An 11,468-nucleotide genomic window follows, 5' to 3' on the forward strand; every position below is an offset into this window, starting at 1 on the left:
CACCTGATCCCATCCCGAACTCAGCAGTGAAACGATGCATCGCCGATGGTAGTGTGGGGTTTCCCCATGTGAGAGTAGGTCATCGTCAAGATTCAATTCCAAAGCCCCTGATCGCGATGCGATCAGGGGCTTTGTCTTTTCAGGGTATCGATGCGTGAAGTTCTCGTATGAGATCGTCCAGCTCCCTGCGCTGGCAGTATTCAAAAGCGCAGCACGGCCCCTGTAGGAGCGGCTTCAGCCGCGATCACCCGCGAAGCGGGTGCCAGACACCGAGTTGCTTGCATCGCGGCTAAAGCCGCTCCTACAGAGATCTCTTTTTGCTGTGCAACAGCACAGCCCGAAGAGCTCCCTTGATGTTCAAGACAAAAAAAGGCCGCTCCCGGTCGGGAGCGGCCTTTTTTGCCATCGGGGCACAAGCCCCTTCCAGTGATATCAGCTCAGCAGGTTACGCACATTCCCCATCGCCTCATCGGCAAAGCCCTGCAGAAATGCCTGGAAGCCCGGCAGTGCCTCCGGCCCGCCTTCCCATGGCTCGGCCTGGATGGTCCAGGTCGCACGGCTGCGGCTGGCGTCGATCGCCTGCACTTGCATGGCCGCCCACAGATTGCCGATGTTCAGGCTGGTGTAGATCAGGCTCCAGGTCATGTTCATGGCTTGATCGTCACGGGTGTTCAACTGCTCGATCACCACGTTGCCATCCTTGAACAGCTTCTTGCGCACCGAGCGCACGCCGCTGCCGGTCATCTCGATATGCGCCAGGGCAGGAATGAACACCGGGAAGCCAGCGAAGTTGCCGACGATGTTCCACACGTTGGCCGCCGGTGCGGCGATCTCCACGCTGGAAACCACAAGACAGCCTTGCGGGTTGCGGATCAGGGTATCGGGTTTGAGTGCTTGCATTGGGATGTTGCTCCTGTTGTACATGAAAGGGATCAGATAAAGCCGATGTCGGCCAGGTAGCGGCAGCCGCGACTGAGCAGCGCCGGGTCCTTGCTTGGGTAACGCGCGCCCATGCGCTGCACGCCGGCGCGGGCGTTGTCGTGGGCGATGCCGGAGATGTCACCGATGTCTTCTTCGAAACCGTCCAGGTAGAAGCCCAGGACGTCGTACAGCGCGTTGTCGCTATCGACCCTGGCCAACTGGCGCTGCCACTGCTCGATGCTGACCAGTTCGAAGGCATGGCCCTGGGCATGGAACGAAGCCAGGTAGTCACGCCAGCGCAGGGGTTCGGGGTTATGCAGGTTGAACACGCACAGGCCGGCCTGGTGACGGCTGCTGTGGAAAGCGATGAAGCGGGACAGGAAGTCCACCGGCATGAGGTCGAAGTCGATTTCCAGCTCCGGCACCTGGCCCAACTGCAGCGAGCCCTTGAGCATCAGCATCAGCCGGTTGCGCTGAGGCTGGCAGGCCCCTGTGCGGCTATCGAAGGTGATGTTGCCGGGACGGAACAGGTTGACCCACACGCCTTGTTCACGGGCACGGCTGAGGATGCGCTCGCCGACCCATTTGCTCAGGTTGTAGCCATTGCGGATGTAGATCGGCGGGGTGTCTGCGGGGTCGCTCTCCAGCACATGGCCCTCGCCATCCACGGCGCTGCAGGCGGACAGGGTGGAGACGAAGTTGAAGATCTTCTTGCGCCGTCCCTCACACAAGCGCAGGCATTCGAACAACGGCTCGATGTTGTCGGCTGCCAGTACCTCGTAGTCGAGTACATGGTTGACCTGCGCGGCGTTGTGCAGCAACGCGCCATAGTTGCTGTCCAGGTAGTCGTAGTCGGCCTGGGCCAGACCCAGCAGTGGCTTACGCAGGTCCGCTTCGAATACCCGCACGCGGCTGCGGTCCAGGGTGACGTGGTTGTCCCGCAGGGCCTGGGAGAAACGCTCATCGGCGGACATCCCTGCGGCGCTGCGTACCAGGCAAGCGACTTCACTCGCGCCCCACTCCAGCAGGGCCTCGACCAGATGCACGCCAAGGAAGCTGTTGGCTCCGGTGACGATCACCTTGTGCACATCACCCAGGCGCTCCATCGGTTGCACTTGCAGGTCCAGTTCGCGGTTGGCGTCTTGCTCCAGGCGTACCAGGGAGGTCTGCAACGCCTCGTGATCGCCATCGAGCAGCGCGCCCAGGCGCTGCAGGGTCGGCTGTTCGATGAAGCGGTTGATGGCAACCCCCTGGCCGAAGTGCTCCCTGACCTCCAGCAGCAGGCGCGACAGCAGGATGGAGTGACCGCCGAGATTGAAGAAGCTGTCGTCGGCGGAAATTTCGCTTTGTGGGAGCTCCAGCAGCGTGCTCCACAGCCGGCGCAGGCGCTCCTCGGTCGCGGTCCGTGGTTCGATGCGCTGGCTGGTTGGCAAGGCCAGTGGACGCAACGACAACGCCCGGCGATCCACCTTGCCGTTGGCGGTATAGGGCATCTGCTGCAGTACCTGATAGAACGTCGGGCGCATGTAGTCGGGCAGGTGTCGCTCGGCATGCTCGCGCAGCAAGGCTTCGGCATCGGCCCGTTGCGGGTGGGCAAGGAAGGCCAGGACCCGCCGCTGGGCGTCGATCACCACCGCCACCTGGGCGAACAGCTGGCTATCGCGCAGGCAGTGCTCGATTTCTTCGGGCTCAACCCGGAAACCTCGGATCTTCACCTGGTTGTCTCGCCGGCCGCACAGCTCGATGCCCCGCTCGGTCCATTTGCCGATGTCTCCCGTGCGGTAGGCGCGCAGTGTGCGGCCCGCGGGCAAGCTCAGCTCGACAAAGCGTTCGGCACTCAGTTCGGGATTGTTCAGGTAACCCAGGCCGACACCTGGCCCGGCGATGTACAGCTCGCCGGGGGTCTGCTCACAAACCGGCTGCAGGTGCTGGTCGAGTATCAGCACCTGGGCGTTGGCAATCGGTAACCCCAGGTTGCGGTTGTCGTCGCCTGCGCCGAACACGCGGGTCGTGGCCAGCACGGTGGTTTCGGTCGGCCCGTAGATGTTGTGCATGTGGCATTGCCCGGCCAATCGAGCGATGACTTCCGGTTCGCAGACGTCGCCACCGGTCACCAGGTGACGCAGGCCCAGGTGCAGATCACGGGGAAGGATACTCAGCAGCGCCGGTGGCAGGAACGCGTGGCTCACCTCCTCTCTGTGGATAAGTTGCATCAGCAGCTGCGGATCGCGACGCTGGTCCTCACTGGGCAGGACCAGTTCCGCGCCACAGGCGAACGTCGGCAGGATATCCAGTAGCGAGGCGTCGAAGCCGATGGTGGAGAACTGCAGGACCCGGCTGTGCCGGTCCAAGCCCACATGCTCGCGATACCAGGCCATGAAGTGCGCCAGGTTGCCCTGGGTGAGCAACACGCCTTTGGGTTGGCCGGTGGTGCCGGAGGTGTAGATCGCCACGCAGGCCTGGTCGGCGGCAGCCTGGCGCAACGCCAGGCTGGGCAGCGGCAAGTCCTGCGGCAAAGGAAGGTTGCGCACATCAACATCAGGGATATCCACAGGCGCCTGACCGTCGTGCAGCAGAACGCAGGCGCCAGCGTCGTCGAGGATCAGCTGGCGGCGCTCGGCCGGCGTGGCCGGATCCACTGGCAGGTAGATGGCGGCGCAGCCCAGCACCGCCAACAGGCTGGCGTAGAGCTCGGGTGACTTGCCCATGCACACGGCGACCACAGGCGGCTGTTCCCCGGCGTTGGGCAACAGCGGCAACAAGGCCTGCTGGATGACGGCGGTGCGGGCATGCAGCTGCTCATAAGTGCAACGCAGGCCGTCGTGGCTCACGGCGTGACACTCTGCGTACACACGCAGGCTGTGTTCCAGGTCGCCGATCAGGTCTGTTTCGGCCTTCTCCAGCAAATCGGCGCGTAGCGTGCGGTTGAACGGATGTCGGTAAGCCAAAGTGTCCAGCCAGTCCAGGCTGTGCTCGCGCTCCTGATCTCCCGGGTTCACCGCAGGCGTTTCCTGCAAATGCAACGGGTTGCGGGCGAAGCGGGTGACCTGCAGTGCCAGTTGCTCGCACAGGGCTTGCAAGGTGTCCTCACGCAGTTGTTGGCCATTACCGGAGCGCGGCGTGTGTATCGGCACGCGATGGATCAGGCGCTGGGCGCTGGCACTGCCGCACCAGCACAGGGCCTCCAGTTGCGGCAGGGTGTCGGCGCAGCTCGCACCCAGGCGCAGCCTGAGCAGCGGCGTGCCGCCCAGGGGCTGCCAATCACTGCTGCTCAGTGCCAGGCTGCCATCCTCCACCACCAGGTCGGGATGGGCCGACAGCTGCCGGGGCAAGGCCTGGGCGCTATCGGCCCTGGCCGAGCCATGTCCGTGCTCGGCGAGCATGCGGGCGAACTCCTCCAGGGGAGGGCTGGTGCCCACCAGGAGTATGTCGAGGCGTCTCATGTCTAGGTCCTCAGGGTAGATAGTCGCGCAAGGCGTCCTGTACGCAGGGCGACTCGAGCATCGAGCTGCTGCGGAAGAAACGCAGGATGTTGCCCAGCAGCGGATGCTGGCGGTTGATCGGGTAGGCCAGGCCCAGCACTTCCTCACGCAGGGCCTGGCGCACCGTGTCGGTCACCGGCAAGGCGTCGATCAGGGCACAGTCGAAAGCCTGCTGGATGTCGTTGGTCAGGTATTGGCGCAGGAACAACGGCAGTACCTTGGCGATCATCTGGCGATCCGCCTCGGGCGCGGTATGCCAGTAGATGCGCGTCAGGCGCGCCCAGAAGCTCGAGTGACGACCTTCGTCCAGCAGGTGATCGGCCATCAGGCCCTTCACCGAGGGCTTGACCGAGTCGTCGCGGGCAAAGGCCGCGACATCGTCGGTCAGGGTGTTCTCGGCGATGCCCACGCAGATCAGCTCCAAGGCGTCACGCAGGGCCTCGGGCACCTGTTCCAGCGCGGCTGGAATGGCGCGGCTGAGTTCGATTTCCTGGGGCAGGGTGATCGGCTCGATCCCGGTCAGGGCGATGGTCTGCTGCAGGAAGTCCATCGCCACCAGGGCGTGATAGTCCTCGTCCACCACCACGGTCATCGCGTCGTAGCGGCAGGCGAACGGGAAACGCACGGCAAAGCGGTCCTTGGCGATGCGCCGGGCGGTGCGGTCGACGATCTCGGTCTCGAAGATCACCACGTCATTGATGAACTTGTAGAGGCTCTGTACCAGCACGAAGTCGCGCAGCTGCGGGCACTCGCGCTGGAACGTCGCGCCAAGAACCAGGGGTTGGCGGCTCAGGGGGTAGATCAGGCGCTGGTCATCCTCCACCAGGCGCCGGGGCCGGGTGCGAATGGTCGCCCTGGCCTCCCAGGCCTCGGCAAAGGAGCGATACTCGAGGGCATTCATGGGGTGACCTCGGCAACAGCCGTTTTCAGCGACGTACGCAGGCGGTCCCACAGGGCCATGCGGCTGTCCACTGCGGCGATGGCGGCCACGTAGACGTCTTCCTGGCGCAGCGGATCATGATCGACCAGGCGTGCCAGCAATTGCTCGGCGGCGGGGCCGTGGTCCTCGGAGTCGACTTCGATGTGACGTTGCAGGTAGTAGCGGAAGGTCGGCGCCTGCTCGGTGCCGATGCCCCACTCGTCGAGAATCTGCTGGAACATCGATGGAATGACGCTTTCCCGCCCGTGCAGGAAGGCGGCGGCAACCTGGTGGGGCGGTGCCTCGATGGCCACTTCGAGGGTATCGCGAACGAACCGCTGCGCGGCTTCACTGGCGCCGCAGCGTTGCAGCGCGTCGAATGCCGCGACGCCTTGTTGCTGCAGGCTGACGAAACGCTCGATGGCCAGGGTGCTGGCACCGACTTCGCGCATGGCATCCAGGTACAGCTCGAAGTGGCTGTAGTGACCATGATCGAGGCGATCGTCCGATTCCTCGCCCAGGACGATCTCGTTGATCAGGCGCGCCGCAGCCGGGTCTGTCGGTGGCAGCCAGGGCAGGCTGACGCAGGTCAGTTCCTGCTGCAGGCGCTTGGTCAGCGACATGAAGTCCCAGACGGCGAACACGTGGGTTTCCATGAACCCACGCAGGGTCTCAATAGAGTCGATTTCGGAAAATAGCGGGTGCAGGGAAAGTTCATGTTTCTTGTCGGAAAGTGTGCGCTTCAATGTGCTCATGATGAGATCCGTTTAGAGGTGATATACAAGGGCGTTATGCTCTGGAAGTTGCAAGGCAACTAAATGCCGGGCGAATGACGGCCTCGAGTGAAAACTCGAATTCGAACAACAGGCAGAGGCCGGCAGGGCTTGTTTGGCTGGGCGTCCACGGTGACGCCTGGCTGCCCTTGGCTGGCGATATAAAAGTTAGAACAACTTCAAAGTTTGTCGCAATTGTTTTTTTGATTATTTTATCTTCGGACTTTTCTTGGAATGTAAGTGCCTGAATAAAACGTTGAGTAAGTTTTATTTTGGCAATACGTGCTCCTTCCGATAATTAGCGATCAGAAAAATGACACAGAGTGAATGCCTCACTCGGAGCACGAATGAACGGAGATGGAGAGAGTGACTATTGAGGGGCTGCTGATCGCTTGCGGTCCTTGCCCCGGTGCCAGGTTCCTTCTGCAGGTGAATGAGGAGGCAAACGGCCAGGTCCACGTCTGATGATCAGCGGCCGCTGCGGGGGGTAGAGTGTGCCCAAAATGCTGGCACTGCCATGGCCAGGCACTGACCAGGCAGCGGAAAAGCCTTGATCAGCGCACGGATGGCAAAGGGAGGATTAGAAGCTCAGCAACCCGAGGTGGGCGTTGAAGATGCGCACCAGGCGCTGGTTAAGCAGCGAAGTATCGACCGCTTGCACCGGTAGCTCAATCAGCTCCAGCTCCCGGCGTACCAGGCTGTGCCAGCCGAGCATCGCCGCCAGCGAGCCCGGCGGATAGAGCACGGTCATGGGGATATGCAGGGGCAGGTAAGTGGTACTGAATTGTGGGCTGTCACAGCTTGAAACAAACAAGTGACGGGTCAGGCCCGGACAAGCACCTTGCACTTGCTGGATCAAGGCCAAGGCGATGTGCGCGCCCAGGCCTTGGGCAAACACGGCATGTGGCTGCATAAGGTAGGGCTGGAGCTGCTCTACCAGGGCCTGGGTCAGGCGCCCGGAAATGGGCAGAGATTGTTCGAGGTCGGCAATGGAGGGGACATCGACCGCGACCAGCTCGATGGGGTCGCTCAGGGTCCTTGCCCAGGTGCGGTACTGGGCAAGTTGCTGCCGTGTGTTTGCCAGGCAGATCAGGCGAATCCTGGGCGGCTGGTCGGGCATTGTGTCCTGTCGAGTCTGCACGTGCACTGCCGTTCCTTGTGGCGGATCGTGTCGGCGCAGCGGGGTGGTCGCCTGGGGCGGCTGCGCGGTTGGGCAGGATCAGTTGGCCGATTGCCTGTCGAGGTATTTCCTGATGGTGCGCGCGGCATGGTTGAGGTGTTCTTCCAGGAGCTTCACGGCCTCGTCCACCAGTCTGTCGTTGGCGGCATCGACAAGGGCAATGTGGTCATCCTGAGTGAGTTTGCCCAGGCCCATCGAGGACAGATGGAAACGCAGGAAGCGTTCCTCTTCGTTCAGCTCGATCTCGATCATGCGCAGCAGTTTCTGGTTCTGCGCCTTGCTGTAGAGGGCCATGTGGAACAGGCGATTGAGCCGACCGATTTCGGCATGACGAGTCTCGGTCTCCAGTTGACGGATGTAAGCCCTGGCCTGGGCGATGTCGCCGGCATCGAGCAAGGGGATCGACTGGCGCAACGCCTCGGTCTCGAGCAGTACGCGCAGGGCGTACGTGTCGACGGCGTCCTCACCGATCAATGGCGCTACCACGGCGCCTTTGTGCATCACCACCTGCAGCAGCGACTGGGCTTCGAGTTGGCGCAGCGCCTCGCGCACAGGCATGCGACTGACACCGAACAAAGTCGCCAGCTCTTGCTGGCGCACGGCGGTGCCCGGGGGCAGGCGGCCATCAAGGATGGCACTGCGCAGGCGCTCTTCGATAACACCCCGGGCCAGGTGCGGTGGTACTTGTTCGCTACCCAGTACGGTGCTCAGGAGTTTGGGTTTCTCAGCCACGCGGGGTTCGCCTCGGCAACATGAAAATTGGATCCAATAACCCTAGTGAGGGAAGGGTGCGCTTGTCAAACGGATTGATCAAGCGATGCGCCGTGGCGCAGAGTCAAAACGCGGCTATCGTGAAGCAAGTTGCCGGCATTGGGAAGATAGCCAAGGTCGCCAGCCCTTGTACGAAGCGGGTTTGCCGACAGTTGGCAGCATGATCGCACGGTGCCATTGTCTTTTGCGTCTCCAGCCCGCACCATCGCTGCTTTCGACTGATCTGAACGGGTGTCCGCAGTGGCGATACCTTGGCCTCTCAATGCGACCGCACGCCGGCTCGGCCTTGCCGTGCTGCTCGGTTGCCTGTGGCTGGGCGTCACCCAGGCTGATTGGGACTTCTCGCAGATCAGTCGCCGCGCCCAGGCGCTCTATGGCCCGATGGGCGCGGGCCAGGGGCGTATCGATGCCTGGCAGAACCTGATGGCGACACAGAAGCAGGGCAGCGAACTGGAGCAGCTGCAGGTGGTCAACCTGTTCTTCAACAAGCAGCTGCGCTATGTCGAAGACATCGACCTGTGGCACGAGGTCGATTACTGGGCCACGCCGGTACAATCGCTGATAAAGGGTGCGGGCGACTGCGAGGACTATGCCATCGCCAAGTACTTCAGCCTGCGGCGCATGGGCATTCCGGCGGAAAAGCTACGCATCACCTACGTAAAGGCCTTGCGCCAGAACCGTGCGCACATGGTCCTGACCTATTATTCAAGCCCACAGGCCCAGCCGCTTGTGCTGGACAGCCTGATGGACGCGATCAAGCCGGCCAGCCAGCGTACCGACCTGCTGCCGGTGTATGCCTTCAACGGTGAAGGCCTGTGGCTGACCGGCGCGGGCGGCAACAAGAAGGTCGGCGACACCAAGCGCCTGTCGCGTTGGCAGGATCTGCTGAAGAAAATGCAGGCCGAAGGGTTCCCGGCCGAACCGGTTTACTGAAGGAGCACAGATGTCACTGTTCAAACAATTGCTGCTAGCCATTTGCCTGTTCCTGGTGATCGCCTTCAGTGGCAGCTTCATGGTCAGCCTGGAGAGCTCGCGCAGCCAGTACGTCAACCAGCTGCGTTCCCATGCCCAGGACGCCGCGACCGCGCTGGCGTTGTCGCTGACGCCGAACATCGACGACCCAGCGATGGTCGAGCTGATGGTCAGCTCGATTTTCGACAGTGGCTACTACTCGAGTATCAAGGTCATCGACCTGGACTCCAACGCCGTGCTGGTCGAGCGCCACGCCGAGCCTGACGCCGGCGGTGTGCCGGGCTGGTTCATCCAGCTCATCGGCCTGGAGCCGGCCGGTGGTGATGCCCTCGTCAGCCGCGGCTGGCAGCAGGCGGCGCGGGTCGAGGTGATCAGCCACCCGATGTTTGCCCTGGGCAAACTCTGGCAGAGCGCCCTGGGCAGCCTTGGCTGGCTGCTGCTGTGCGGCGCGGTGAGCGCGGTGCTTGGGGCACTGCTGCTGCGCCGTCAGTTGCGCCCGCTCGACTACATGGTGGCGCAGTCCCACGCTATCGCCCGTCGTGAGTTCCTCAGCCTGCCCGAGCTGCCACGCACCCCCGAGCTGCGCCGAGTGGTGCAGGCGATGAACCAGATGGTCGAGAAGCTCAAGGCACTGTTCACCGAGCAGGCCGAGCGCAGCGAGAAGCTGCGGGCGGAGTCGTACCAGGACAGCCTCACCGGCCTTGCCAATCGACGTTACTTCGAAATGCAGCTCAATGCCCGGGTCAGCAACCTGGAGGAGGCCCGTACCGGCTACCTGCTGCTGCTGCGGGTCCAGGACCTGGCCGGGCTCAATGCCCGCCTGGGTGGCCAACGCACCGACCAGTTGCTGCAGGCGGTGGGTGAGCAACTGCGCCGTACCTGTGCGAACTACCCGGAGACCAACGACCTGATCACCCGCAGCCGTGGCGGCGAGTTCGCGGTGCTGGCGCCGGGCATGGTCCATGACGAGGCGATCCAGCTGGCCCAGGCCCTGGAGGCTACCTTGCAGAGCCTGCACGAGACCGGTGCCAGCGATGTCGACCCGGTGGCCTGCATCGGCCTTGCCCCCTACAGCCCCGGCGATGCCCCGCAAGCGCTGCTCAAGCTTGCCGACGAGGCCCTGGCCCGCGCCGAGAGCCAGCCCACGCCGGGCTGGGTATGCCTGGAGCAGGGCGCTGCGGGCCAGGCCGCCGACAGCCACCACGCCTGGCACACGCGCCTGGACCAGGCGCTGGGCAAGGGCCAGTTCGAACTGTTCTTCCAACCGGTCGTGGACGCCAAGGCGCCGGAGCGGGTGCTGCACTACAAGGTCATCTCGCGCCTGCACGACGAGGAGGGCGAAGCCCTGGCGGCCGGCCGCTTCCTGCCCTGGCTGGAGCGCTTCGGCTGGATGGCGCGGCTGGACCTGCTGGTGCTGGAGAAGGTGCTCAAGCATCTGCAAGGGCATGGCGAAGCGCTGGCGCTGAACCTGTCGGCCGCCACCCTGGCCGACCCCAAGGCGTTGCAGCGCGTCTATGAACTGTTGGGGCAGCACGGCGCGCTGGGGCAGCGGCTGACCTTCGAGATCGGCGAGGAGCAGTTGCCCGAGCAGTCAGTGCTCGAGCAACTCACCCGGCGCCTGCGCACCCTGGGCTTCAGCCTGGCGCTGCAACGCTTCGGCGGGCGCTTCAGCATGATCGGCAATCTGGCCCACCTGGGGCTGGCCTACCTGAAAGTCGATGGTGGCTATATCCGCAACATTGACCAGGAACGGCACAAGCGCCTGTTCATCGAAGCCATCCAGCGGGCTGCGCACAGCATCGACCTGCCGCTGATCGCCGAGCGGGTGGAGACCGAAGGGGAGTTGAAGGTGCTGCGGGAGATGGGCGTGCAGGGTATCCAGGGGCAACTGGTGGGTGGGCCGGCGCCCTGGCGTTGAGCAAACCCGGCGTCATCGCGGGGCAATTCACACCGCGATGCGCCGCCAGCATGGTCAGATCAGCCCGCCTTCCTCGTCTTCCTCGATCAGGTTGTTCAGGCTACCCAGCGCCTTGCGCGCGGTGGAGCGGTTGAGCAATTTGGCCTGGGCGCCGGGCGGCAGGTCGGTGATGCTGAACACGCCTTTGGCAGTCAGCACCTCGATCAGGTCTTCCAGCACCCGGATCATGTCCAGATCGCTCTGCTTGAGCTGCTTGAGGCTGTTCTCAACGACATCGTCGGCGAACCATTCCTGGATCTCGGCACTGTCGGCGGGGACCATGTCCGTAAATCCATCAAACCCGGCGGCTTCCACTCGCAGCAAACGGCCGTCAGCGTCGCGTTGCACGTAGAACATGGCGGCGTCCCTCGTCACGATGATTCCTTGTTGGTAGTCAGCAGCATAGGCAAAGTTCACCGGGCGTGTAGGCCCGGTGCACGAGTATGCGCGTGAAGCGTTGGCGGGGAAAGCCCGCCCCCGACGCGGCGGCCGT

At 63.4% G+C, this 11,468-nt stretch carries 9 protein-coding genes and 1 rRNA gene; 3 read left to right on the plus strand and 7 right to left on the minus strand.

Annotated features, from left to right (window positions below; translation table 11 throughout):
- Positions 1–91, plus strand: a 5S ribosomal RNA gene (rrf, locus tag DFS21_RS13130); the annotation flags it as partial.
- A 341-nt stretch (positions 92–432) separates the two neighbouring features.
- On the opposite strand, the gene DFS21_RS13140 is transcribed toward rrf, so the two are convergent.
- The 6 genes from DFS21_RS13140 to DFS21_RS13165 all read right to left on the minus strand — a co-directional run bounded on the left by DFS21_RS13140 (position 433) and on the right by DFS21_RS13165 (position 8,007).
- Entirely contained in the window at positions 433–900 is a 468-nt protein-coding gene (locus tag DFS21_RS13140) for an SRPBCC family protein (protein ID WP_102685165.1), read from the minus strand.
- A gap of 32 nt (positions 901–932) precedes the next feature.
- Positions 933–4,364, minus strand: coding sequence for an amino acid adenylation domain-containing protein (locus DFS21_RS13145; protein ID WP_111532465.1), 3,432 nt, complete (start codon positions 4,362–4,364; stop codon positions 933–935).
- 10 nt (positions 4,365–4,374) lie between these two features.
- Positions 4,375–5,304: a diiron oxygenase gene (locus tag DFS21_RS13150; protein ID WP_110700096.1), complete on the minus strand. Its 930-nt coding sequence runs from the start codon at positions 5,302–5,304 to the stop codon at positions 4,375–4,377.
- Positions 5,301–6,077, minus strand: a complete 777-nt coding sequence (locus DFS21_RS13155) for a DUF3050 domain-containing protein (protein WP_110700098.1) — start codon at positions 6,075–6,077, stop codon at positions 5,301–5,303. The genes DFS21_RS13150 and DFS21_RS13155 overlap by 4 nt, the downstream gene beginning before the upstream one ends.
- Positions 6,078–6,675: 598 nt before the next feature.
- A complete protein-coding gene (locus tag DFS21_RS13160) occupies positions 6,676–7,215 on the minus strand; it encodes a hypothetical protein (RefSeq protein WP_110700100.1) in 540 nt (179 codons plus the stop codon).
- A 99-nt stretch (positions 7,216–7,314) separates the two neighbouring features.
- Positions 7,315–8,007 carry a GntR family transcriptional regulator gene (locus DFS21_RS13165; protein WP_102685160.1) on the minus strand — a complete coding sequence of 231 codons (693 nt, stop codon included), beginning with the start codon at positions 8,005–8,007 and terminating at the stop codon, positions 7,315–7,317.
- A 270-nt stretch (positions 8,008–8,277) separates the two neighbouring features.
- Between DFS21_RS13165 and lapG the strand changes: the two genes are divergently transcribed.
- A complete protein-coding gene (gene lapG / locus DFS21_RS13170; RefSeq protein ID WP_110700102.1) occupies positions 8,278–8,979 on the plus strand; it encodes a cysteine protease LapG in 702 nt (233 codons plus the stop codon).
- 10 nt (positions 8,980–8,989) lie between these two features.
- Positions 8,990–10,936: a cyclic di-GMP receptor LapD gene (gene lapD, locus DFS21_RS13175; protein WP_110700104.1), complete on the plus strand. Its 1,947-nt coding sequence runs from the start codon at positions 8,990–8,992 to the stop codon at positions 10,934–10,936.
- A 54-nt stretch (positions 10,937–10,990) separates the two neighbouring features.
- Here the strand turns inward: lapD and DFS21_RS13180 are convergent, their stop codons facing one another.
- Positions 10,991–11,332, minus strand: coding sequence for a hypothetical protein (locus tag DFS21_RS13180; protein WP_046857559.1), 342 nt, complete (start codon positions 11,330–11,332; stop codon positions 10,991–10,993).
- Between the last annotated feature and the right edge of the window lie 136 nt (positions 11,333–11,468).

The organism is Pseudomonas sp. 2848, from assembly GCF_003253945.1.
Taxonomy (GTDB): Bacteria; Pseudomonadota; Gammaproteobacteria; order Pseudomonadales; family Pseudomonadaceae; genus Aquipseudomonas.